This window comes from Rhodococcus sp. AH-ZY2 (assembly GCF_030916465.1).
Lineage (GTDB): Bacteria > Actinomycetota > Actinomycetes > Mycobacteriales > Mycobacteriaceae > Rhodococcus > Rhodococcus ruber.
Window position 1 is genome coordinate 2,167,372 of record NZ_CP126458.1, and the last position, 26,040, is coordinate 2,193,411.

General features: G+C 67.7%; 12 protein-coding genes. 6 read left to right on the forward strand and 6 right to left on the reverse strand.

What is annotated here, in order from left to right; translation table 11 throughout:
* Positions 1–66 precede the first annotated feature (66 nt).
* Positions 67–1,101 carry a DUF3644 domain-containing protein gene (locus QNA09_RS11180; protein ID WP_119699786.1) on the reverse strand — a complete coding sequence of 345 codons (1,035 nt, stop codon included), beginning with the start codon at positions 1,099–1,101 and terminating at the stop codon, positions 67–69.
* A gap of 1,177 nt (positions 1,102–2,278) precedes the next feature.
* On the opposite strand from QNA09_RS11180, the gene QNA09_RS11185 reads away from it, so the two are divergent.
* From QNA09_RS11185 to QNA09_RS11200, 4 genes are read left to right on the forward strand one after another with little or no spacing between them, the layout of a single operon-like run.
* The gene (locus tag QNA09_RS11185) at positions 2,279–5,986 is read left to right on the forward strand and encodes a DUF6079 family protein (protein WP_119699787.1); all 3,708 of its coding nucleotides are present in this window, start codon (positions 2,279–2,281) and stop codon (positions 5,984–5,986) included.
* Positions 5,983–8,640, forward strand: coding sequence for a BREX-2 system phosphatase PglZ (gene pglZ / locus QNA09_RS11190; RefSeq protein ID WP_119699788.1), 2,658 nt, complete (start codon positions 5,983–5,985; stop codon positions 8,638–8,640). Before QNA09_RS11185 ends, pglZ begins: the two co-directional genes overlap by 4 nt.
* Positions 8,637–9,917, forward strand: a complete 1,281-nt coding sequence (brxD, locus tag QNA09_RS11195) for a BREX system ATP-binding protein BrxD (protein WP_162919313.1) — start codon at positions 8,637–8,639, stop codon at positions 9,915–9,917. Before pglZ ends, brxD begins: the two co-directional genes overlap by 4 nt.
* 10 nt (positions 9,918–9,927) lie before the next feature.
* Positions 9,928–13,689: an AAA family ATPase gene (locus QNA09_RS11200; protein WP_054373661.1), complete on the forward strand. Its 3,762-nt coding sequence runs from the start codon at positions 9,928–9,930 to the stop codon at positions 13,687–13,689.
* A 20-nt stretch (positions 13,690–13,709) separates the two neighbouring features.
* On the opposite strand, the gene QNA09_RS11205 is transcribed toward QNA09_RS11200, so the two are convergent.
* Complete coding sequence (locus tag QNA09_RS11205) at positions 13,710–14,045, reverse strand: type II toxin-antitoxin system HicB family antitoxin (protein ID WP_054373660.1); 336 nt, start codon at positions 14,043–14,045, stop codon at positions 13,710–13,712.
* A 363-nt stretch (positions 14,046–14,408) separates the two neighbouring features.
* Here QNA09_RS11205 and QNA09_RS11210 point away from each other — a divergent pair, with 363 nt between their 5' ends.
* A complete protein-coding gene (locus QNA09_RS11210) occupies positions 14,409–16,514 on the forward strand; it encodes a DEAD/DEAH box helicase (protein ID WP_054373659.1) in 2,106 nt (701 codons plus the stop codon).
* A gap of 512 nt (positions 16,515–17,026) precedes the next feature.
* On the opposite strand, the gene QNA09_RS11215 is transcribed toward QNA09_RS11210, so the two are convergent.
* Positions 17,027–17,338, reverse strand: coding sequence for a hypothetical protein (locus QNA09_RS11215; RefSeq protein WP_054373658.1), 312 nt, complete (start codon positions 17,336–17,338; stop codon positions 17,027–17,029).
* A 160-nt stretch (positions 17,339–17,498) separates the two neighbouring features.
* Between QNA09_RS11215 and QNA09_RS11220 the strand changes: the two genes are divergently transcribed.
* Complete coding sequence (locus QNA09_RS11220; RefSeq protein ID WP_162919314.1) at positions 17,499–18,251, forward strand: hypothetical protein; 753 nt, start codon at positions 17,499–17,501, stop codon at positions 18,249–18,251.
* A 650-nt stretch (positions 18,252–18,901) separates the two neighbouring features.
* Here QNA09_RS11220 and QNA09_RS11225 read toward each other — a convergent pair.
* The 3 genes from QNA09_RS11225 to QNA09_RS11235 are packed head-to-tail and all read right to left on the reverse strand — an operon-like array spanning position 18,902 to position 25,871.
* Positions 18,902–23,047, reverse strand: coding sequence for a TIGR02680 family protein (locus tag QNA09_RS11225; protein ID WP_119699789.1), 4,146 nt, complete (start codon positions 23,045–23,047; stop codon positions 18,902–18,904).
* Positions 23,044–24,408: a DUF2398 family protein gene (locus QNA09_RS11230; protein WP_119699790.1), complete on the reverse strand. Its 1,365-nt coding sequence runs from the start codon at positions 24,406–24,408 to the stop codon at positions 23,044–23,046. The genes QNA09_RS11225 and QNA09_RS11230 overlap by 4 nt, the downstream gene beginning before the upstream one ends.
* Positions 24,405–25,871 (reverse strand): TIGR02677 family protein, encoded by a 1,467-nt coding sequence (locus tag QNA09_RS11235; RefSeq protein WP_119700306.1) that lies wholly within the window; start codon positions 25,869–25,871, stop codon positions 24,405–24,407. Before QNA09_RS11235 ends, QNA09_RS11230 begins: the two co-directional genes overlap by 4 nt.
* Positions 25,872–26,040 lie beyond the last annotated feature (169 nt).

The window sequence follows — 26,040 nt, forward strand, 5'->3', positions numbered from 1 at the left end:
AGGCATGAACACCGGCACCCAGCTTCCTCTGCGTCCTCACCAATGCCAAACAGCGGCAGGTGATGCCTAAAACTGACTTTCCGGTTTCCAACTCGCGACTGCGTCATACACGTCATTATCGGACAGCTTGCGTACAAGGTATTTCACCCATGCGGGCGTATAAACGTGCTTCCCTACCAGCTCATTCATGTAGCAAAATTGCGACTTCGTCTTGTAAGGGTCTTCGCCGTTTGGAAGCCGAACCCCGAAGTATCGCCACGCCTGTGTGTGCATGTGCAGCGTGAAAGGTCTGTCAATCTGAGCGTCAACCTGCTCAACGACCTGTCCGGGTAGATACTCGTCCGCCCCACTGACAGGAACCTTTCTGTCTCGGATGACGGTCTGAACCCTTTCGACTACCGCGCGCTCGTCGTCGGTCAGCTCGTCGTACCGGACGAAGGTCATGGCAGCATCGGCTTCTGTCTTCGTTCCAGTATGGGGAATGAGGTAGACCTTGAAGTCGTACCGCTGGTCTTCGGCGATCCCCGCCTCAATGGCTGTATCGAAATCCTGAACCCACTCGACTACACCCCTCGGCACGCGCTCACGCACCTTCTTGATGGAGGCGACGGCGTCACCGGTGATCGACGAGAGAAACAGCGGAAACCGGAGCTCGTCGGCGAGACCTTCATCCTCACCGAATAATTCGACCACCGTCTGCTCGTAGTTCAGAAGGTACGCTTGTGTGCGGCCAGCGATGAGAGCTGCAATGTCGCGCTCGTATCGATGCTCGATTTGGTTTCGTAGCCCAGTAAAGAACTCCAGATTCGCCTTTCGCGGGTCGTTGGGGTCAAAGAACTCATTGCTAAGGTCACGCAGACTGCGATGTTTGAATCCGCCGTCATCATGCCGCACACGGTGCCCGCGATTGTTTCGGATGTAGATATCCTTGGCGGCTTGCTCGAAGTGTGCCTGGAGGAGCTTGAGCCATCCCATCGACATGTGCACGATGAACGCTTCTAGCTGTCGTTCTACGCCGGATCGGTTATAGAGGTCAACCGCCAAACGGACTTCATTCTTCGAGTCTTGGAGGACATGCCACCATCTCGGCTTTCGTGCCATGCGCGCGAGTATTTCACATGGTTCCGGCAATCAATCAGAACCTCTGCAGGAGGCACTCATCTCGGCGGCAGCGATAGGGTTCCGAGACGGGAGGAGTGATCCGGCGCGGTTATGGGGGGGACGACCGCTAGTACGGCGGCGGATCAGTTCGCCAACAATGCCAAGCGGACGCACACCGCGAGATCGCAACGGCTTGTCGGGCCGGATACTGGCTTTACGACGGTGTGCAACGTGTGGGGCGTACGTGATCGATACAAGCTCGCTTTGGGTGGACGACCGGGTCGGGTCTTGCCTGCGGGCTCTCGTTGTTGTCGAGAGGTGAATGTATATGGACGCCCTGCAGGCGGCTGCGCCCAACCGATCGGAGACCCTACGGGTCCCTGTATTGCCTTCGGCCCCTTCCCCAACGCTGCCCGGTCACCATGCCCCGATAGACCATCTCGGCCAGCACTTCTGGCCCCACGTCGGAAGTGACGTGCGGCTTGTGCTGGACCCGGTCGTTCGTGTCGACCCTCACGATCGGGTGCTCCACCGCCAGAATGGAGACGAAGGATACTGGCGCCCAGTCGGTTTCACGCAGGGGAATGGCACCCCTGCGTGCAGCGTCGAAGCGCTGACGTCGGACCTCGGGAGATGAGCGACGAGTGCCCGACATGCCGCGGCTACCGGAACGGCCCGCGCACACGTCGCAGCGAAACACCTCGAGCCCCTCGACCGGAAAGGTCGAGAGGCTCGCTAGGTCAGGACGTCAGTGAGAACCCAGGCGGGGTGAGAATGAGGAGGTCGGCGTCGAATGCCGAACCATGAGAATTGCGCCCTGGGGGCGTGTGGATAGACTCCACCCTACGGTGCATGACAGTCCAATCTGTCGTGTGCCCAGACCCCGGTTCGGTGTTCCCGCACCAGCCGGGGTCGACCTGTATTCAGGCCGGTGCTGGGATGGTCCCACGTGTGGTGGGGAGCGTCAACCTCGAACGCATGTTCGTGTCGCGCGAACTGGGGAGCCGCCGGATCCGGGTCCGCCGCGCGCCCACTGTCGAGGATGTGGCGGTGTCACCGATCCGCCGCGCGCGTGGGTGGTGCCCGGTAACGTCGCCGTTCTTTGGCAGGATGAACTTCACAGCGATCTCCACCACGGCCGCTGTCTCGAGAATCATGAAGGAGGGGCGGAGTAAGCGTGAGCATTCTGCTGCGGGACGTCATCGACATTCCTGAACGGGTTGGCGCCGACGACTACGTGCTGCGCTTGACCGACAGCACCGACAACGACGCACACATCCGCGCCACCGTCGACTCCTACGTGCTCACCGACTCGCTCAAAGACAACTTCGCGGCCGCGATCTCTCTCATCTCCGACGCGATCACCAAGAACACCTCCCGCGGCGCCTACCTCGCCGGGTCGTTCGGCTCCGGTAAATCGCACTTCATGGCGGTGCTCTACGCCCTCCTCGGCAATCACCCGGGTCTGCGCACCGAACGATTCCGTGATCTCACCGACCGCTACGACGCCAACATCGCCGGCAAGAAGATCCTCAGCCTCACCTACCACTTCCTCGGCACCAAGTCGATGGAAGAAGCGATCTTCCGCGGCTACGTCGACCAGATCCGCCGCCTCCATCCCGAAGCGCCGCTGCCCGCTCTGCACGTGTCCGACACCCTCCTCGCCGACGCCGAGCACCTGCGCGAAAAGATGGGTGATGATCGGTTCCTCTCCGGACTCGGCGGCGACAGCGGGGACGGCGACGACGCCTGGGGCGGACTGGTCTCGGACAGTTGGACCCTCGAGCGGTACCGGGCCGGGCTCGTCGCCCCCGCGGAGAGCGAGGAGCGCAAGGAACTCGTCTCCGCGCTGGTGCGCAACTACTTCTCGTCGTTCCTCGAGCAAGCCGAGTACGTCGACCTCGACCGCGGCCTGAGCGTCATCTCCGAGCACGCCAGAGAACTGGGCTACGACGCCGTGGTGCTGTTCCTCGACGAACTGATCCTCTGGCTGATCTTCTACGTGCGCAACAACGAGATCTTCAGCCGCGAATCGCAGAAGATCACTAAACTCGTCGAAGGTTCCGGTAACCCACGCCCCATCCCGCTGGTCTCCTTCATCTCCCGGCAGATGGACCTGCGCAAGTGGCTCGCCGACGCGGGTGCCTCCGGTGCCGAGCAGGACGCCACCGACCGCGCCCTGCAATACCAGCAGGGCCGATTCCGCACCATCGAACTCGGCAACGACAACCTCGCCGAAGTCGCCAACATCCGTCTGCTGCAACCGAAGAACGCCGACGCCAAGCAGATCCTCGACGATGCGTTCCGCTCCGTCACCCGCAGCCCCGACGTATGGGACGTGCTGCGCGATTCGATGAACACCACCGAGGAGCATCGCGGCGCCTCCGAACAGGAATTCCGGCTCACCTACCCGTTCTCCCCGGCGCTGGTGGCCACGCTGCGCGAACTCGCCTCGGTGATGCAACGCGACCGCACCGCGCTGAAGGTGATGCAGCGCATGCTCGTCGAACGCCGCGACACCCTCACCACCGCCGACCTCATCCCCGTCGGCGACGCCTTCGGTCCCATCGTCGACGGCGATGAACCCATCGACGGTGTCGCGTCCACCCTGTTCAAGGCGGCCGACTCCCTCTACCACGACAAGCTGCTGCCGCTGCTGCTCACCCGCCATCAGGTGACCCAGGAGCAGCTCGACACCGACCCCGATTCGGTGCCCGCCGGGTTCCGCGCCCACGACCGTATCGCCAAGACCCTGCTGCTGTCTGCGATCGCCCCGAAGGTCCCTGCGCTGCGCGACATCACCGCGTCCCGGCTCGCCGCGCTCAACCACGGCTCCATCAAGACCCGCATGAAGGGCGGCGAAGCCCGCGTCGTCCTCGGCGTGGTGCGCGAATGGTCCAAAGACGTCCCCGAGATCACCGTCTCCGAGGGCACCAACCCGATCATCCGGGTGCAGCTGTCCAACGTCGACTACAACTCCGTCCTCGAACGCATCCGCGGCGAAGACAACACCGGCAAGCGCAAGGTGCTCATCCGCACCCTCGTCCACCAGGCGCTCGGTGTCGACACCAAACAGGACGACCTCGCCGGCGGTGCCACCCGCACCGTCATCTGGCGCGGTTCCCGCCGCGAAGTGGATGTGGTGTTCGGCAACGTCCGCGACGCCTCGTCGGTGCCCGAACAGAACTTCGACAACCGGCCCGGCACGTGGCGGCTCGTCGTCGACTACCCCTTCGACGAGGGAGAGTTCTCCGCGGCCGACGACATCGCCCGCATCGACCGACTCCTCGCGGGCGGCGACCGGCACACCATCGTGTGGCTGCCGAAGTTCTTCTCCGACGAAGCCAGACAAGACCTCGCGCTGCTCGTCAAGCTCGACTGGCTGTTCGGCGGCACCGGAGACCGCTGGCAGGAGAACACCGATCACCTGTCGCCCGCCGACCGGGCGCAGGCCCGAGGCATCCTCGAAAACCTCTACCGGGGAACGCTCAACGCCTTCCAACGACTCCTCGAGCAGGCTTACGGTATCGAAGCGCCCGACCCGAAATACTTCGTCGACGACCCCGGCCACACCGAGATCCTCGTCTCGCTCAGCAAGGACTTCAGCCCGAAACTGCCCACTGCGCTGAACCTGCGGGACGCCTTCGACAAGGTCGTCGACCAGGCATTCGGGGCGCTATACCCGAATCATCCGCAGTACCCGAGCCCGGATGACGAGGTCACCACTCGCCACTACGAGATCGTGCGTGGTTTCGTCGAGGAGGCGGTCGCGGATCGTCAGGGCCGGGTACCTACCGCCGGCGCCGAACGCAAGGTTGCGCAGCGCATCGCCGCGCCGCTGAAGGTGGGCAAGGCCACCGAAGACCACTTCCTGTTCGGGGAAGACACCTTCGCCTACTGGGCCGGTGAACTCGACCGCGCGGCCGCCGAAGCGGACCGCGTCACCGTCGGCGCACTCCAACATCGCATCGACGCCGTCAGCCCCGCATGGGGTCTGCGTCCCGAAGCCCGCGACCTGATCGTCGCTGCATGGGCGTTGCTGCGGAAACGCGCCTGGTTCGAGGCGGGCGCGCCCGTTCCGGCACCGCCGCTCGGTCGGATGCGAGAAAGCACCGAACTGCGCGCCGAGGAACTACCCGAGCAGGCAGCATGGGACGCCGCCCGAACCACCGCCACCTACCTGCTCGGCTACACCATCCCGCGTACCTTCCTCACCGGCGCGAACGTCGCCGACTTCGCACAGCAGGTGCGAGCCAGGGCAGGGGAGAAGACCTCAGACCTGCGTCAGCTCGCCGACCGGCTCGCCGACGCCCACCGCGCCCTGAAGCTGGACGTCGCCAACACCGACCGCATCAGCGTCGCCCGCGCGCTCGTCGACTACCTCGACACTCTCGCCTCCACCGCCGGCAACGTTGCGCTGATCGACCTGCTCGCCACCACACCGGTGCCGGGTTCCGCGGAATCCGCGGGGCGGATGCGGACCGAAGCCGCCCACGACGCCGCAGCGCTGCGGGGCTTCCAGTGGAGACTGATCGGAGCTTTGCTTGCCGGGGCCGAAACCGGCGGTGAGCGCGGAGAATCTGCGCGGGTGATCGTGAAGAAGCTCGAGGAGCTGATCACCACCCCCGGCGTCTCCCTGGCCGACGAACTCAACCGCACCGAGACCCGCGTGGTCGAGTGGGTGGTGAGCGAACGCGTCGACGACGATCCCGATGACGACGCTGACGACGAAGTCGACGACGACACTTCCGATGACGAGGTCGTCACGGACCCCGACGAGGTGATCCTCGACTACATCGTCGACATCGAGTCCGTCACCAAACGACTGCGTGCAGCCCACAAGAAGCACGGCAAGCGTCTGCACGTGAAGTGGTGGGTGGAGTGAACACCCTCACCGCCACTCGTCCGATCATCACCGCCAAGCTTGCGAAAGCCGTCGAAAAGCGTTACAAGAGCGGTGTTCTCGGTCTCCGTGCCGTGCCTGCGTGGGACGGCGGTACTTTCCAGCACGACGGAACCCCGGTGACGGTCGTGCCGTGCCCATCCACCCTCGCCGTGTGGGAAGCCCTCGAATCCCGCGCCGACGATCAGTGGCTCGTCATCCTCACCCCCGTCGACGACAAGGATCTCGGCGACGGGGTGCTGTCCCACCTCATCGACGGCCGGCTGCTCAGCCCCGACCCGTGGGACGCGCTGCGCTCGACGTTCGCGGCCACCACCATCGAACCCGCCCTCTACCGCGTACCCAACGACCGGGCATTGGCTCTCGGACTGCTCGCGGCGATCCCCACCGCCGCGATCACCCCCGCACCGGGTGGTGTGCTCACCCGCACGCACGTGATGTCCACCCTCGCGCGCGCCGTACTCGCGATCACCGACGATCCCGCCACCGAGATCGACACTTTGGCGATCCTCGAATGGAGCCGTCGTTCCGACGTGACCGACAACCTCGCCCGCCTCCGCGTAGACGGTGGCCCCGAGGTGATGAAGGCCGTCGCGGAGTGGCTTGCCGAACGAGCGGGAAGACTCGGCAAGTCCGTGGCAGCGCTGCTGCAGTCCCAGCGGATCACCGAGCTGGTGCCACTCGGACTTCTAGCCGGGCTGGTCACCGACCCCACCAGCACCCTCGAGCGGGGCCTGTTCCTCGGCGAGTACGGACTCCGTCGCCTCGACATCGAGGACCTCGAAGCCTGGCACGACGACACCTCCGGGCTCGTCGTCGGCACCCTGATCGAACGGGAACGGCGGGCGGTCCTCGAATCCGCAGCCGCGCACGTTCGCGAATTGAACATCGAACATCTCGCCGAGCGGTCCGAACTGCTTCCCCAGGGACTAACCGCGCGCCTCGAGGAGCTCGCGAGGGCGATCGAGGTTGCCCTGCCCGGCGACGCCTCGTACGGCCCGAAGCAGGGCGGCATCGACAGCGTCGAACTAGCGTGGCAGAGGGTCTTGCAGCACCTGTCGGCGCGCACCTCCACGTCCTGTCGAGCTGCCGAAGCGGCCGTGCGATTGCTGCGGTGGCTCGCCGTGGACGCCCCCACCGCAGGTGGGCTCGACACGTTGACCCACCGGTACGTCGACGTCGACGGCTGGGTCGACGCCGCCCTCGTGACGGCGCATCGAGGTTCGGATCATCGGCGTCTGGCCGAGGCGATCACCCGGGTCATCGCCCTGGTCACCGCGCGCCGTCGCGGTCACGACCGCCGGTTCGCCACCGCCCTCGCCGACACGCCGCACCCCACCGGGGCACTCGTCGAACAGTTGCTGCCGGCCGTGGTGCTGCCCCTGGCCAAATCGGCGCCCACGCTGCTGATCGTGGTCGACGCGCTGCCCGTCGCGGCCGCAACGGAACTTGCTGCGGCCGCTGCGGAAGTCGGTTGGACTGAGGCGGGTGTGCTCGGATCCTCCCGTCGGACGGGTGCGCTCGCGGTCCTGCCCACCCTCACCCAACGCAGCCGCTGCTCGCTGCTAGCCGGTGAGCTGCGGGAAGGAAGCGACGCGACCGAACGCACCGGCTTCCTAAAGCTGCTGCGTGATGCGAAGTTGGAGGCGGCCCCCGGGCGCACCGACCCGATCTTCCACAAAAAGGCACTCGACACCGTGCCCGCCGGTGCGGACCTGGCCACCGACGTCGCCAACGCCATCGCCGACACCACCGGCCGTCCACTCGTGGCCGCGGTTCTGAACTTCGTCGACGACACCCTTCACCACACCGACCCGGGTGGAACCGACTGGGGCATCGACACCATCACCCACCTGCGCGCCCTCCTGCAGGCCGCGCAGCGGGCCGGTAGGGCGGTGATCATCACCTCCGACCACGGGCACATCATCGAGCGTCGCACCTCAGTTAAACGCGACCGCGTCACGGTGTACGGGCAGCGCGCGCACGGGGATCTCGACCGCGTGGAAGACGGCGAAATCCTGGTGCGGGGGCCGCGGGTGCTCACCGACAGCGGCGCGGTCGTGCTCGCGGTTGACGACACCATCCGTTACGGACCCGTCAACGCCGGTTACCACGGCGGAGCCAGCCCTGCGGAGGTCGTGGTGCCGGTGCTCGCCCTGCACACCGGCGAGTGTCCCGACACGCTCACTGCGCTCGACCCCGTCGAACCGCGCTGGTGGCACAGCCCCGTCCGGCTCGACACCCCCGAGGCGAGCCCCGCACCGGCTGTGAAGCAGGCGGCGCCCACATTGTTCGACAACGACGAACCCGCCGCCCCCGACAACGGGACGGACGTGGCCGCGCAGGTGCTCGCCACCACCGTCTTCGCCGATCAGATTCGTCTGGCAGGCCGGATCGTGGTGCGCGAAGACCAGATTCGCGCGCTGCTGACCGCGCTGCTCGCCGCCCCCGCGCGGGAGGTGACCACCGCCCACGCTGCCGCCCTTCTGGGACTGACCCCGAGTCGCGTCGGCGGGGCGCTGCTGCAGGTCAAGCGAGTGCTCGACGTCGAGGGCTACGAGGTGTTGCTGCTCGACAGCGGGGTCGTCGGACTCGACGAGGCGGCGCTGCGCGAACAGTTCGGGATCGGGTCGTGACCGCGGCGGTGTCGCCACGTCGGCGACGAGAAATCCTCGACGCGCTGCGCCGCGGCACCGTCCCCGCGAACGGCCTCGACCAGCTCGCCGTCGGACTCGGCCGGTTCGAATCCGAACTCGACGCCGAGCTCGACGTGGTCGCCGGCGGGGGAGCGATGTTCAAGGCAGTGCGCGGCGACTACGGCTCCGGCAAGACATTCTTCGCCCGCTGGCTCGCCGATCGCGCCACCAAACGCGGTTTCGCCGTCGCCGAGGTCCAGATCAACGAGATCGACACGCCGCTGCACAAACTCGAAACCGTGTACCGGCGCAGCATCGAATCTCTGCGCACCGCCTCGATCCCACCGTCCGCGCTGCGTCCCATCCTCGACGCGTGGCTGTTCACGATTGAGGACGACGCGACGGAGCAGGGTGTGGGCGTCGACGACCTGCTCGAACGGCGCCTCGCCGACGTCGCCGCGCGCGCACCGGTATTTCCCATGGCGATTCGGGCCTATCGGCAGATGGTGGCCGAGGGGGACAACGACGGTGCCGACGGGCTGGTCGCGTGGCTCGGCGGTCAACCGCACGTCGCGGCGTCGGTCAAGCGCCGCGCCGGCATCAAGGGCGACCTCGACCATTTCCTGGCACTCGGCTTCCTCCGAGGACTCCTCGCGGTCCTTGCCGACGCCGGCAACGCCGGCCTGCTGCTGGTGCTCGACGAGGTGGAAACTCTGCAGCGGGTGCGCTCCGATGCCCGCGCCAAAGCACTCAACGCGCTGCGCCAGTTGATCGACGAGATCCACGACGGACATTTCCCGGGCCTGTATCTGCTGATCACCGGCACACCCGCGTTCTTCGAGGGTCGTCAGGGCATCCAGTTGTTGCCGCCGCTCGCCGACCGCCTGCACACCGATTTCTCCCGCGACCCGCGCTTCGACAACCCGCGCGCCCCACAACTCAGGCTGACCGGCTTCGACCTGGATCGGCTCGTCGAACTCGGCGGCCGGGTACGGGATCTGTTCTGCAGCGGAATCGACTCCGCCGAACGGGTGCGGACGATCGCGGACGACGAGTTCCTGCGCCGGTTCGCCGGTGCCGTCGCCGGCAGTCTCGGCGGTCGCGTCGGCATCGCGCCGAGGCTGTTCCTGCGCAAACTCGTCGATGTCCTCGACGTCATCGAACTGCACCCGGATTTCGACCCGTACACCGATTACGAGATCAAGATCGGGGCATCCGAGTTGTCTGAGGCCGAACGCGAGGTCGTGTCGGCGGACGACATCGATTTGGAGTTGTAGAGGGGGAAAGATGGGGAACATTGTGCAGCACCTGTCCGTGCGGGTTCCGTGGCACGACTCGGGATGGAACGGCACCGTGTGTATCGACCCGGCGCGCAACACAAGTTGTGTGCTGCTCAACAACATCGGCGAGAACCGCAACGACGGTTTCGAAGAGTCCGTAGCCGGTCTGCCGCTTCATGAAGTCCCCAAGAAGCTCCCGCCTTGTGTCGAGGAACGCGTCACTTTCTTGAGTCCCCACACGGTGCACATCCCCAAGAAGCACCCGTACGGATGGACGGCAGCGCTCGAGGGTGTCGCCGAGGCGACGCTCACGCTGCCCGCGTGGTCGGTGCATGCCACTCCGTACTACTGGATGGCGCGGGTCAACACTGAAGGACTGATCGCTGAGGAACGTGTCGACGCCTACAGCGACGAAGCCGAGCAACAAGCTTTCGAAAAGATCGGGTTCAAGAGTCCGGACAGAATGACGTGGGTTCTACACGGAGACAACCAGAAGGCGCTCATAGAGACCTTCTTTCGTCACGTCACTCCGAAGCAGTCTCTCGTCTTCTTCTACCTGCGACATTCTCCATTCGAGGACTCCGGCCGTTTGTTGGTCGGTGCTGCGCTCGTCGATGATGTACGCCTGCCGGACCGATGGCCCACAACCAAACCCACCACCTTCCCGAATCACATGTGGGAAACGACTCTTCGCCATACCCTGCGTCCCGATGGTTCCGGCGGCATCCTGTTGCCGATGCAGGACTTGGCGCGACTGTCTGCACAGGGTGTGGATGTCTCCGCCGCGCTCGCGCCGGCTCCGGAACGCGACCGGGAATTTTCGTATGTCACCGAACATGTCTCGCCGGACAGTGCGGTCGCTGCGCTGATGTCGTTGCGCGCGGCCGCGCTCGCGGCCCGTGAATTCGGATGCGAAGTTCCCAGTAGGTCGCTCGACTGGCTCGACGCCCAGATGAACGCGGCATGGCACAGACGTGGAGTCGCGCCGGGTCTGCCCGCTGTGCTCCATCGCCTCGGGTTCGAACACCCCGCCTACAGCGCCAGGCTGATCGTCGCAGCAACGCCGGAGGACGAGGATCCATGGACGACCCTGTGCGCAGGTCTCGAGGGCAAGAGGCTGCCGGGTGAAGTCCGCAAGTTGTTTACCGACACACGACGCAAGATCTGGGGCAAGACCTCACAACTCGGTCGCGATGCACTTCGGATGATGGCCCGATTCGACCTGACCCACGAGCAGGTCGACGCGGTCCTTGACCGACAAACATCTGTGATCCTCGAACCGGACGAACTGCTCGAGAATCCGTACTATCTCGTCACCTGCAGCCTGGACGACGATGACCCCGTCGACTTCGACACCGTCGATCGCGGTTGCTTCGGCTCCCCCGAACTCTTGTCCCGTCATCCGCTCCCGATTACCGATGAGCTCGACGATCCTGTCGACGTTCGTCGCGTCGAAGCCTTGTTGGCGTCGGAGCTGGCAGCGGCAGCTTCGGAAGGCGACACCGTGGTGTCGCTGCCCGACATGCTGGGCAGAGTCGAACGGCGCGCACTCGTTCGACCGTTGCCGTTGACTCGCCAGATACTCGAGGGTCTCGACCTGGAACCGGAGTACTTCGACGACGACCCGAACGAATCTTGGCCTGTGATCGCCGGAACGCGTCTGGCGGACGGCAGCGCTGCCTACAAGTTGCGGACCCTCCTCCTCGTACGCGAGACCATTCGAGAGATGTCGCAGATGCTGCAGGGCCAGCCGCGGCACGCCGTGCCGAACGACCTCGAGTCGGCACTCGACACCATGCTCGGTCCTCTGGAGAAGCACGACCCGAACGACATCGAGCTCGAACGCCGTGCCCGCAGGGAGAAGACGGCCGCACTACGCGAGCTGTATGCCGGGCGCTTCACCGTTCTCAACGGGCCCGCCGGCACGGGCAAGACCACGCTCATCAAGGCGCTGATCCATCATCCGACGGTTGCAAACCGAGGCGTGCTGCTTGTGGCACCCACCGGCAAAGCCCGCGTGCAGTTGGCGAAGAAGGCCGACCACGATGCTGTCACCGTCGCACAGTTCCTCGCTCGCACGGATCGGTACGACGGAAACACCGGACGGTACCGGGTGACGGGTGATCCGGGCGATCGTGCCAAGTACGGCACGGTTGTGGTGGACGAGGCCTCGATGCTCACCGAGACAATGCTTGCTGCGTTGATGGATGCTCTCGTGCCGCCGGGCCGACTGATCCTCGTCGGCGATCCGCGCCAACTCCCCCCGATCGGAGAGGGCAGACCGTTCGTCGACCTCGAACGGGCGGCGCGCGCAGGACACGACGGACGTTGGCCTGCTGTCGCACCGGGATGGGCCGAGCTGACGGTCCTGCGCCGTCAGCAAGGGCACATCCGCGACGATTTGATGCTGGCGAAGTGGTTCGCAGGTGACGAAATTCCGGAGGGCTTCGACGACGTCTGGGAGCGAATCCGTCGTGGAGACGAGATGCCCTCCCTGCGTGCAGTGTCATGGGAGGGTCGGTCCCCTGAGCAGGTCATCGATGATGTCCTGACCGAAGAGCTCGGGGTTCGCACCGACGACGACGGTCGGTCGTTCGCGGCGTCGTACGGGGCTACTGTCGAGCCGCATGTGAACTACTTCGATGCCGCTGCCCACATCGAGAAGTGGCAGATCCTCTCCCCGTTCCGCAACTACACCTACGGCACGGTCCGGTTGAACCGGCACCTGAAGGAGACGCACCGCGGCTTCGAACTCCGCAAGGCCCAGACGTGGGGTAAGAGCCGAAGCGTGCCCGAACCACTCGGTCCGGAGCGAATCGTGCTGGGCGACAAGGTTGTCAACACTCGAAACCGGTCTCGGGCTTGGTTCTGGTCCAAGGCCGAAGGTGAATCCAAGGGTTATCTCGCGAACGGCGAGATCGGCGTCGTCATAGGGCAGATCAAGACCAAGGCGATGAAGAAGCCGCCGTGGAAGACTCAAGTCGAGTACTCCAGTCAGCTCGGCCGACGGTTCACGACGTCGATGGGATCCTCCGAGACGGACGCACCCGTCGAACTTGCATGGGCACTCACCGTCCACAAAGCACAGGGTTCCGAGTTCGGCCTGGTCGTGGTCATGCTCCCAGCGGGTGCTCGTCGAGTATCCCGCGAGCTGCTGTACACGGCGTTGACCCGCCAGACCGACCGGGTGGTGCTGTGCCATGAGGGACCGATCGACGAACTCCTCGAGCTGACCCGTGCCAGTGGATCGGACACCGGTCGCCGGATGACGGATCTCACGCTCCCACCTGCTCCGGTAGCCGTTCGGACGTCGGCCGGACCTGATATGAGCAGGTTGGATGCCGGCTTGGTGCACGTCAGTAAGACCGGTGTGCTGGTACGGAGCAAGAACGAATTGATCATCGCCGGGATCCTTGAAGAGCTTGCTCCGGGATCATGGGTCTACGAACAACCTCTGGTAGGGGGCGACGGTCGTACCCGTGTTCCGGACTTCACCATCACGACCGCCGATGGCCGCACGGTGTATTGGGAGCACCTGGGCATGCTCGACAATCCTGCTTACGCAGCAGCTTGGGAGAAGAAGCGCGCCTGGTACGCCGAGCAAGGTGTCACCGAAGCAGGCGGTCCGCTCGGCGTTCTGTTCACGACGGATGACCGCGAGGGGGTCGACGAACCTCGCTGGCGAGAACAGGCTCGAGAGATCATAGGGAAAGCGCGCGTGTCCTCGCCTCGGGCGGTCAAACGCGTGGCAGCGAAGAAGAAGCGCTGATGCGGCAAAGCGGCGGAGCGCTATGCGTTCGCCAATCGCTGGACGGCTAGCTGGTTGAGCGAGACGTGACGTTCAGCAGCTTCGATTGCGAGACGTCGATGCAGGTCGGGCGAGGTGCGAACGTAGATCGTGCCGCTGTAGGAGCGTTCGGAGAACGGGCGGGGCACAGTCTCGTCGTTGGCGATCAGATCATCGATCACGCCTTCGACGAGACGCACGACGCCGTTCAGTGCTTCACTCTGGTCGCTTTCGATCCGGGACAGACCCGGAAACTCGAGCACGGTGGCCACGTACTCGTTGTCCTCCGGCGACCATTGGACCCGGTAGCTGTAGTGGCGGGCGTCTGGGTGGTTCACGGTTCCTCCTCCATCTTCTAGAGTGCGGCCGGCACCTGCCTGACCTGGTACGGCGTGGCCTCGCCCTTTTCCGCGCTGGATGTTCACGCGTGGATCGCCCGGCCACGGGGTTCGACACACGGCAGGGGCTGCTCCCGTCGTGCCGGGGTGGCCCGAAGACTTCCACGCACGACCGGTGCAGATCCTCGGAGCGGACGTTCCGGGGGTTCCGTGCGATAGCCGCCCGAAGCGTGTCTGCTTTCGACACCCACCAATGCTAGCGGGAGCGCTAGCGCCATGTAGTAGGGAAGTTGCTACCGACCGGGCTGGCGCGAATGATCGAGCGGTGTCCCTCAACGCGCACGTCATCGACCGATTCGATTCATGACCGTCGACAGCTTCGGCCTGCTGCATCCCGGCGTGCGATACCACCTCGTCAACACGCTGCGTTGGGACGGTCTTCGCCCCACCCAAGCCGCCGCCGTCGAACCGATCCTCGCGGGCGAGGACGCCCTCGTCCTCGCCCCGACCGCGGGAGGCAAGACCGAGGCCGCCGCCTTCCCACTGCTCTCGGCAATGGCCGAGCAGGACTGGCAGGGCACGTCGGTGCTGTACGTCTGTCCCCTGCGGGCGCTGCTGAACAACCTCCAACCACGCTTGCACAGTTACGCGCAATGGCTCGGTCGCACCGCCGAAGTGTGGCACGGCGACGTCGGGCAGTCCGCGCGGCAGAGAATCCTCCGTGAGCGCCCCGACATCCTGCTCACCACACCGGAATCGCTCGAAGCGATGTTGGTGTCCACCAAGGTCGACCCGCGCGTGTTGTTCGCGGGACTCCGAGCCGTCGTCGTCGACGAGGTCCACGCGTTCGCCGGCGACGACCGGGGCTGGCACCTCCTCGCCGTGCTGGAACGGCTCGCGCGCATCGCCGGCCGCCCCCTGCAACGGATCGGGCTGTCGGCGACGGTCGGCAATCCCGACGAGCTACTGCGATGGTTGCAGGGGGGGACTCCCGGACGTCCTCGTCGCGTCGTCGACCCCGCGGTTCCTGCTGCATCCACGCCCCCCGAGATCACCGTCGACTACGTCGGCTCGATCGACAACGCCGCCAAAGTCATCGCTGCCCTGCACCAGGGCGAGAAACGCTTGGTGTTCGTCGACTCGCGACGCCGCGCCGAAGAACTCGGTGCGGCCCTGCGCGAACGGGGAGTGTCCACCTTCCTGTCGCACTCGTCCCTCTCTGCTGGCGAGCGGCGCCGATCCGAAGCGGCGTTCGCCGAGGCGCGGGATACGGTGATCGTCGCGACGTCCACCCTCGAGCTCGGTATCGACGTCGGCGACCTCGACCGTGTCATCCAGATCGGTTCGCCACGCACCGTCGCATCGTTCCTTCAGCGTCTCGGCCGCACCGGACGCCGCCCAGGCACCACGCGCAACTGTCTGTTCCTCGGCGTCGACGACGAACAGGTACTGCTCACCCTGGGCATGCTCGAATGCTGGTCGCGCGGATGGGTGGAGCCGATTGTCGCACCCCCGTCCCCGCGGCACATCGCGGCGCAACAGATGCTGGCGCTGTGCCTGCAGGAACACCGACTCGGAGAGAGGACCTGGCGGGACTGGTGGGGTTCTCTGCCGATCTTCGACGAGCACGCCGACGAGATCATGGCGTTTCTCTGCGCGCAGGGTTTCTTCGAGCGCGACGGGAGTTTTCTGCACATCGGACCCGAGGCCGAGCGCCGATTCGGACGGCGATACTTCTCGGACCTGACGGCAGTCTTCAGCGCCCCTCCGGAATTCACCGTGCTGGCCGGACGCAACGAGGTCGGCACCGTGGGCACCGATCTGTTGGTCGAAGAAGTCGACGGCCCCCGCGTGCTGTTGCTCGGTGGTCGCTCGTGGATGGTGACTCATATCGATTGGCAGCGGCGCCGGTGTTTCGTGGAACCTGTGGACGGCGGTGGGAAGGCCAAGTGGTCTGGCACCGGCGGCGGATTGTCCTACGACATCACGCAGGGCATGCGCACAGTGCTGCTCGGCGCCACCCCTGCGGGAGTGACCATCACCCGACGCGCGGACACGATGCTCACGGAACTACGCCAGAGCTACGCGCACACCGTCGATCCGGATGCCTCCGTGCTCACGATGCCGTCGGAAGGCTCGGGTCGGTGGTGGACCTGGGCAGGAACCGCGGCCAACCGCACATTGCAGGCGTCGCTTCCGACGCTGGTCGATCCCCGTCAGCGGGTCGATGAGAAGTCGTTGCGTCTCCTTCCGAACATCGCCCCGGCAAACGTGAGTGTGGCTCTGGCCGATCCTCGTTGGACCCTCCCGCACGTCGCGCAGAGCGCCGTGACCGGACTGAAGTTCTCCTCCGCACTACCACCTGGACTCGCCGAGAAAACCCTGGCGGTGCGGCTCGCGGACGAACCGCATGCCCGAGCAGTCATTGCGACGTGTCGCCGGATCCATCGGACCGACCACGACGATTAAGCACCCGTCCGAGTCATGCACTACTCGCACACAGCGCCCGGTGAGTGAGGTCGTGGGCGGAGCCGGCTTCGGTCACCTTGCGTGCGCTCGGCACTCCGAAAATTGCCTCCGGCCACTCGAATCCGGTGCGGTGGCACGGGCAGCGAACTGCTCTGCCGAGCTCGTCGTCGGAACGCGAGCCGTACTCGTCGCAGTTGCTGCAGGTAGGTGGACGTTTCAAGCGTGGTGGACGCAGTTCCAGCCAGGTGTGGATCCACGCCGCCGCCGAGTGGCGGGGTCGTGTGGTCGATGGCGTTCGAGTGCCGCGCGCACGAGCGCGTTGATGCTGTGGACGTCGACCGAGTGCGCGATCAGCGAGGCCTTCTCCGCGTAAGGGTGTCGAACCGCGTGAAGTTGATCATCTTTACATCGAAACGGAGGGCGTCAACGATCCTCATCGGCATTCAGCCCGCGGCGTGGAGCCGGGTTTCTCCGCCAGCGTTTCGCGGGATTGGCTGCTACGAGGAAGAAGTTCACTGTTCGCTGGTCGTAGGAGCGAATCCGTAGTAATTGACACCATTCCAGTCGGTGTCCACAACCATGACCAACCCGCTTTCGATCTCGATGAGCTCTACGAGCTCATCCGGTTCGAGATCCTCCGCATTATCCGGCAACTGGTCCGCTAACCGAGGGCTGATGTAGTCCCAGACGGTAGCGTTGCCGTAATAGACGAACAGCAAGGTTGGGTCGCCGTCGTTCGGACCGTCCTCCGTCTCGGCCGCCTCGCCGCTGAACGGCGAGTGAATTGTGCCGAGATAGTTGAATTTGATTTCTGGAGGGGGCATCGATGGTTCCTCTTCGATTGCTCTTGTCTTGCTTGGGTGGGCCTTTGGTCTACCGGTCGGACCTCCGCCTCTGGTGGCCTGACGCGGTCATGCCAGTTGGACGCAGCGGCTGCACTCGAACGGTCTACGCGATTGTGTGGTCAGCATCAGGTAGTTTGCGGTGAACCGCATGCGTGTTCGATGGAGTTCGGAGGTCAAGATGGTCCGTGCGCGCCGAGCCGGGGTCCATTTGCATACCGGTGCTCCCGCGAGCAAAGCACGTACGCCCGTGTGGGGTGCCCGGGACATCAAGAGTGCCGTCGTCGATCCGGATGCACCCCGAAAAAGTGCACCGCGAGCGCGGCCCGCGAAGTGCAGTTGGTGCGGTTCGCCGAACGCTCGTGCCGGATCCGATCCCAAACGCTGCAAACGTTGCGTCAGACACGAAAGCACCATCGCTACAGCGGAGAAGTATCTGGCCTCCAAGGGGCTGCGTCCGCTCAGTGGTTCCTTCGCTTCGGACAGCCCAGAAGAGGAACAACACCGCAGAGCCGCTGCGAAGGCACGTACCGCACTCAACAATGTGCGTCGACAACCGTCGAAGAAGAAGTCCGGCAAGACCCCTGAGAAGTCTTGCTCAAGTCAACCCGACGCCAAGCGTACCGCCAAGGTGCCGGCGACCACCGGCGTGACACCCAAGAAGAAGCCGAAGAGGAAGACGAAGACTACAGGGAATGCGGCGATACCCGATCCGACGGACGACCGACGAATTCTCGCATCGGTGCAGTTGCGCATTCGAGACGAAAAGAAACAAGGCTACGACCAAACGTCGAGCGGTCGAGCGCGCCTTGCCGAACTCCGCGAAATGGAACGCAGATTGCAGCGCCGTCTTGCGAACCGAGGTGATATTCCCGACGTGACGTATCGACACTGAGGAATGTACAAAGTGTGCTGACCGTCGTCGCTGTGTACCGCTGCCGTCAAGGTTCTTCCTGGTCATCCGTGATGCACGATGTCGCGCCGCACAACCGGTACGTCTTTCCTTACCGGCTTTGGGGGAGGGGTGCCACTGGTTCCGCCAGCGGCCACGCACCACCGATCGCGTTACTCGCGGCCCGTGGGCGTCGGTGGATCGGTCCTGCGCGACCGGCAGGACAATTGCTCGAGAGTCCGGAGCTCGTCCGAAATCGGAAGCCATTGTGCCCCAAGGTGTCCGAGACGATCCCACACTTGTCGCCGTAGCTCCCAGTGAGTGCGGACAGGAGTGCCTTTACGTACCGGTCGGTCAGCTCCTCGGCGTCCACGTCGCCTTTGATTCGAGAGCGCGCAGCGCCGACGACCGGGTGGCGACGAACGATATGTGGCGTAGTCGGGAGGCCCGCCCCGATGTCGGCGGCCACCGGTCCGCGACGCGCCACAATGGCACCGTAAGAATCCGAGCGCAGCGGAACCATGTGAAAAACCGAATATCAAGTCGTCTCGATACCTGTCCGGCTCCCGCAGCCCAGAGACAAGGCCAGCCCGACGCATCGGAGCAGAGGGGGATGCGCCGCCTCCCGCATCGATCCGGGAGTACCCGCACCCCTACGCGAACTCGAGCGCCCCCTTCACCGGCGCCGGCACCCGCCGCGTCCCCGGCGACCCCAGCGCCGCCGCCAGATCCGACCCGTCGTGCTCGGCGAGCAACCCGCCCTCCGACCACACCAGCAGCGTCGCCCCGACCGTGTGCTCGGCCACCGAATGCGCCAGATCGTAGTGCGCGCACGCCGGCACCCCGGCATAGGTGATCCACAGGTCGTAGCCGGTCATGAACAGATCCAGATCGAACTGCACACTCAACCCCAGCAACTCCGCACGCCCGTTGTCGTCCACCCCGGCGAACGCCTCGTCCAACGCCAGCAACCGCGGCGCCTGCGGATCCGCCGAATCCAGCATCACGTGCGCCGCCGCGAACAACGGCAGATGCAGCGACACCGACTGCTCACCCCCCGACAACGCCGAATGCCGCGCCACCGTCAACCGATCCTCCGTGCCGTCCGCGCCGATCAACCCGAACGAGAACACCCGCCACCGCCGGTAGTCCAGCGTCGTCGCCAGGATCTCCGGATACGACCGCTCCGGATGCGCCGCCCGCTCCGCCCGGATCCGCGCCGCGAAATGCGCCCGCACCCGCGCCAGCTCCTCCGGACCCAGCGCCGACACCTCCCGATCCAGCAGCCGGCACACCGCCCGTGCCTGATCGTCGAGATGATCGGCCAGCACCCATCGCACTCCCACCGTCGTCCCCGACGACATGCGCCGTTGCCGCATCTCCGTCCCCATCCGGGCGATCAGCTCCCGCGCGTCCTCGGTGCGCTCGTGGATCTGCTGCGCCAAGCCCGCCAACAGCGCATCCTCGAGGATGCGCCGCTCCGCGTCGGTCAACAGCAGCTCCTGCTCCCGCCGCGCCGCCCCGATCCGCACCGCGAACTCCGCCACCGACGAGAACCCCTGCTCGTCCTGCACCCGCACCACCGTCAACCCCTCCGGCGCATCCCACTGCAGCCGATAGTCCTGACCGGCCGCCGCGAGCTGACCGTCGAACTCCTGCAACGCCGCCGTCAACGCCGACCGGGCCGCCTTGCGGGCCCCGTCCCCGCCCTTGACCGTCGCCGTCGCCGCCGCCAGCGCCGCGTACAGCGCCCCCACCGCCGCGGGCACCGCAGGCACGTCCCCGGCCGCCCGGGTGAGCCGAGCCTGCTCCGGCGCCGGCCACTCCACTGCCGCCGACGGCCACCGCAGCTCCTCCGAGATCCCCAGCAGCGCCAGCACATCCGGCCGCGCATACGGCGCCAGCTGTGCCGCATCGGCCCGCGTCTCGGTCAACGCCGACCGCAGCGCCTGCTCCGCCGCGACATGCGCCGCCTCCGCCTTCCCGAGCCGTTCGACCGCCTCGTCGTGCGCGCGGCGCGCGGCGCGTTGCTCCGTCCGCGCCGCCTCGATCCGTTCGCGGGCCTGTGCGAGTTGCGCGTCGATCTGCTGCGCGTCGGCGCCCAACGCCTCACGCAGTGTCGCCAGCCGCTGCTGCTGTTGCCGCAGCGACTCCTCGGCCGTGACCGCCCGTTCGGCGGACGCACCGGCCGCCACCCGGGTGTCGTCGCGCCGCGCCTGCGCCTCCCGCGCCCGCTCGATCGCGGCCACCCGCTCCCGCCGGGCACGCAACAACACCTGGCCCTGCGACTCGAAGAACCGGATCGCCGCCGCCAGCTGCTCGAGCTCGCGGACCGTGTGCGGCGCCCGGTGCCGGGCCGCCACCGACCGCACCTGCCGCTCCTTCACGGAGCATTCGGCGATCACCTGATCGAGGTCCCGGTCCGCCGCGGCCGCCGCCTCCCCGGCGGTGCGCAACGCCCCCGCGCACTCACTGACCTTCCGCAACGCCGCAAGCACCGCGCCGGTGCGCGGCACCGCCGACGCGGCCCCATCCAGCTGCGCCAGCCGTTCGCCGACCGCCACCCGCGCCGACTCCGCGTCCGCCACCCGCGCCCGCACCTCGGCGATCTCCGCGTCGAGTTCGGCCGATCGCAGGCGCCGGCGACGGGCCCGCGCGGTCGCCCCGATGTACTCGGCCTGCGCCTTCGTGTACCGACCCAGCTGCACCCCCTGGCGGTAGCCGCCACGCTCGTCGACCGCCGGGCCGGTCTCGTCCGTCACCACGTCCGGCACCGCGACCGACGCCAGCACCTCCCGCACCCGCTCGGCCGGCACCCCGGTATCCGGTTCCACGACCAGCACGTCGGCCAACGTCCGGCCCACGGGCCGCTGCGCCGCCGGCGCCGGCACCAGCACCGCCGCCCCCGCGGGCACGTCTCCCGCCCCGCCGCACACCCAGCCCGTCAACAGGTTCGCCGCCTCCAGCGCCGCCTCGAGGCCCGCGGCCGCCTCCGCGCTCACCGCGTCCGCGAACCGCACCAGCCGCCACAGCGGCGCGCCCGACGTGCCGGTCCCCGAAGTCGACGCGGGGAACGCCGGGGGAGCGTCGTCGCGCTCGGCCTCGATCATGTCCCGCTCGGCCTCCAACAGCGCGATCCGCTCCCGTCCGTGCGTGATCTCCGCCTCCAGGCCACGGCCGCGGAACCGCAACTCCTCGACCACCGATGCCGTACGCTCGGCCAGCACCGCCGCCGGTGTCGCCGCCTCGTCGTCGCCGGCCGCCGCGATCGCCGCAGCCAGCGCCTCGAACAGCTCCTCCGGCCCGTCGACCCCCGACCATGCGTCCCGATGACCGGTCCACCACTCCCGCAACAGGGTCGACGCCTCCGCGCGGGCCGACTCCACCGCCGCGTCCGCCGCGTCCACCGCCGCCCGGGCCGACTCGCGCTGCGCCCGGGCGCGCTCGGCCGCGGCCTCCGCCCGCACCCGCGCCGCCGACGCCCCCTCCGCGGCCGCCACCGCCGCCCGCACCGCGCGCACATCCGCGGCCCGCTCCTCCGCACACGCGGCGACCGTCGCCGCGATCTGGTCACCGCCGGTGTCCCCGCCCGGCCCCGCCCACTCGACACCCGCATCGCGCGCCGCCCCGGCGAGCGCGTCCTCGGCGCGGTGTGCCGCGGACGCCGCGTCCGCGGCCGCCTCCGCGGCCCGCCGCGCCTCCTCCTCACGCTGCGCCAGCTCCACCCGCGCGCGCTGCGCCTGCTCCGCCTGCCCGGCCGTGGTGCGCTCGAGATCCGCCACCACCTGCGCCAGATCGTCGAGCTGCTGCTTACCCTCGTACGCGCTCGACCGCTGCAGCGCCTCGAGCGTCGCGCGGGTCTGCTCGAGGTCCCGCTCCGCGACCTCGAGCCGCTCGAGCGTCAGCGCCCGCTCCACCCCGGCCCGCTCGAACGCCGCCACCGACGCCGTCCACTCCGACGTGCCGGCGTCGACCGCCGCCAGCCGGGCCCCCAGCCGGTCCACGTCGGCGCGAGCCTGCTGACCCAGGTAGGTCGTATACACCGCGACGAACCTCTGCGCCGCGTCGTCGGCCGCCGCCAACGACTCCAGCGTGCGGGACACCTCCTCCATGTCGGCGAACGACCGCGCCGCCTCGAGCACCAGCTGCTCGTCGAGCGGCCGCAACCCGTCGGTGAGCGCCTGCGACAACCCCTTCGGATCCAGATTCTTCGCCAGCTGCGGCCGGCGCAACGTCAGGATCAGGTTGATCAGCTGCTCGTAACGCTCGATCCCGAGCCCGAACAACCGCGCATCGATCGCCGCCCGGTAGTCCACCGGCCGGTCCGTGACCGCATCGGCACCGACCTCCTCGATCAGCTGCCGCCGCGTCAGCGGACGATCGGCCGCATCCAGCAGCGAGAAGTCCACACCGACCCGGCCGTCGACGACGAAATACCACCGCGTGACCTTGTCGTGGCCGCGCGCCGCGCGCATCCCGACCCCCACCGTCACCGCCTCCGGATCGTCCCGGCGCCCGCGGCAGAACTCCATCCACACATACGAATACGCACTGTCCTGCCCCTGATACAGCAGGTTGGACCGCATCGTGCGCTCCTCGCCGGCGAACGGGTTCAACCGCCGCGGCTCGATGCGACCGTCGAACACGAACGGGAACAGCACCTCGAGCGCCTTGGTCTTGCCCGACCCGTTGGGCCCCCGCAGCACCAGCCGACCGTCCGCGAACGAGAACTCCTGATCCCGGTAGTCCCACAGGTTGATGATCCCGGCCCGGGTGGGCCGGAAACGGGCACTGCTCACGACATCTCCGCTTCGTTCGAATCCTCGCCGGCCAGCGCGAGACGCGGATCGCGTTCGCGCACCGTCACCACCACCCCCCGGAACCGGGCCAGCGCCGGCAACGCCAGCACCCCGCCGGGCACCCGGGCCACCAGCCGCTGCCGCTCCAACACCGTCACCGCCGCCTCCAGCAGACCGGCCGGATCGGCCTGCCACTGCGCGGCGAAGGTACGGCCGAACTCGTCGGCCAGCCGCGCCACCGTCTCCGCCAGCCAACTGTCCTCGACCAGCGGATGCGCCGGCGCCGGCCGCGGCCCCGGGGGCGCATCCGCCGCAGCCGCGTCACCCGCCAGCGGCGCGAACACCCCGGCCGCCGGGATCGCGGCGTCCAATCCCGCCTCGAGCTCGGCCTCGGCGTCCACCGGCCGCGGCAACCGCACCGGTTCGCACCCCGGCTCCGACACCCGCGCGCAGATCTCCCCGGCCAGCAACAACGCCACCTGCGGAACCGTCCCCACCCCCGGAAACCGCAGATCCGACATCCGCCCCGACGAGTCCACCAGCGCGACGCCCTCCGCGCGGCGCTCGGCCACCAGCCCCGTCAACAGCTCGATCCCCGCGGTCGTGCGCGGCAGCGCCAGCTGCAGCCGCGCCTCGTCGTCGAGTTCCTCGGCATACACCACCGGCCGCTGCACCAGCGCCCGGCGCACCCGCCGCGCCACCTCCGCGGTGCCCACGCTCCGGTCCCCGTCGCGGCGGTCACCGGCGGCGAGCAGGCCCCGCACCGAGTGCAGGTGCTGCAGCGCCCGCGGCGGCCGGAACAACGCGGCCACCACGGGCCGGTCGATGTCGTAGAGGGCCTCACCTCGCTCCGGGTCCGACACCCAGCCCCCGGCGTCGCCGTCCGCCAGTGCGATCGCCCCCCGCGCCGCCAGCCACGCCACCGCGTCGACGAACGCGTCCCGGTCCGTCGCCCGCTCGGGAGCCAGTTCGACCCCGGGCACCTGTCCCGCCTCGGACGCGACCTGCTCGGCCAGCTCCGACAGGGTGATCTGCCCGCCCGCGCGGCCCAGCGCCGCCAGCGCCAGTGCCAGATATGCGTACCGGCGACGGTCGAAGGGCCGGTCGGTCACCGAGCGCGCCCCGCCCCCGGGATCGAGCCGGTCGGCGACGGTGAACAACCGCGCGGTCGTCTCGGTCACCTCGAGCCGGTACCCGAACAACTCGAGCAGGTCCTCCCGCAGCTCCGTCGCCCACCGGCGCAGCAGGGGCAGCGCGGCCCGGTCGGGGTATCGGGTGGTCACCAGGTGGTGCGAGAGGATCAGCCGTGCCGCCCGCTGGTAGGAATCCCGGTCGAGCGGCGAGATCCGCCGGGCGCTCACTGCACGCTCACCCGCAGCCCGTCCAGATGCAGCCGGCCCCGCGCCGTCCGGACCACCGTGCCCTCCGGGGCCGGGCTCAGCGTCAGCCGCACCCCGTTCTGGGTGCCCGTCGCACCCGGCACGGTGCCGCTGACCGGAACCCGCGCCGACAGCGCCGCGTCGAGCAGACCCAACAGCACCTCGGTCTCCGGCTCGGACAACTCCCGCTCGTCCACGCCGCCCGCCGCGAGGGAGCGTGCCGCCTCGGCCCGCGCCCGCTGCGTCGCCAGCTGCCGCTCCCGCAACCGCCGGATCCCGGATTCGTTGCGCTGCACCCGCGCCGGCGCTCCCGCCGACGGGGTGCGCCCGGTCTCGGCCAGCGTCCGGGCGATCGGCACGGGTGGCGCGTCCCACCACGACGTCGTCACCGGGACCGTCTCCGGGTCGGGATGCACGACGGAGAAGTGCCGCGGGCGGCCCAGGTCGAACACCGCGTCGAACAGCGCGTGCGCCGACTGCTCGTCCGGCGCGGCCGCGAACCAGGCGGCCAGGTGCCGCAGCTGCGATTCGCGGCTGACCCCGCCCCGGCGGGTCTCCGTCAATCGCCGCAGCAGCGCCAGCACCGCCGCGATCGCGCTCATCGTGCCGTCCCGGAGCCGCTCCGACTCGCTGGGCACGTCGGCGGCGCCGACGAACCACCGCTCGAGCCCACGCCACCGGGCCCGCCAGTCCGCGTGCCGCTCGGCCACGGACAACAGCATCCGCTCGTCGTGCGCGGCGGCGAACCCGAGCATGCGGTCGATCCCGGTCTCCTGCACCCGCGCCAGCGCCGCCGCGAGTTTAGGACCGTAGCGGGCCAGGTCGGTGCTGAACTCCCGCATGTGGGCCAGCACCGCATCCTTGTGCGCCAGGAACGACTCGGGTGTGACCTCGGTGGTGCGCACCAGGTCGCCGAGCATCAGGTAGAACCCGGCGGCCCGCTCGGCCATGTCCGACAACGTCGTGTCCAGCCGCGACAGTTTGCGGTAGACGAGCTCGCCGTCCCCGGCGTCGTTCGCCGCCGCCAGCTCGGTCAGGTCGGCCAGTAGATCCGCCAGGGCGAGACGCGACAGCGACGCGTCCTCGCCGCGCGCGCTCAGCACCTCTTCGACCGCCCGGAAGGCGTGGTAGCCGGCCCGGCCGAACTGATACACGTAGTGCCGGTTGCGGTACTCGGCCAGCGACGCCACCCGGGTGCCGTCGTAGCTGCGTTCGAGCACCCCCCAGGCGTGCAGCTGCTCGAGGAGGGGCGCCACGTCCTGAGCGGACAGTGCCGCCGCCGGATCCGTCGAGCCGGTCCGCTCGAGGATCGCCGCGACCTCGGCGGCGTGCAGCAGCACGACGTAGTTGGCCCGAGCGATGTCGAAAGCCCGTAGCACCCAGAGGTACTCGGCCCGCTTCTCGGCCGTGGCGAACGAGAACAACCGGAGCCGATCGTGCTGCACCCCGGGCCCCGGGTCGGTGTGCCCGGCGGGCGGCTGCGTTTCGTTCACCGTGACAGGGTAGGCGGGGGCGGCCCACGTGCCACGCAACCCCCGGTGCCGTGCGTGCCACACCCGGGGCGGGAGGCGCCGCCGTGCCTCGCGTGGGCGTCCGGTCGTCGCCGGGGTCGGG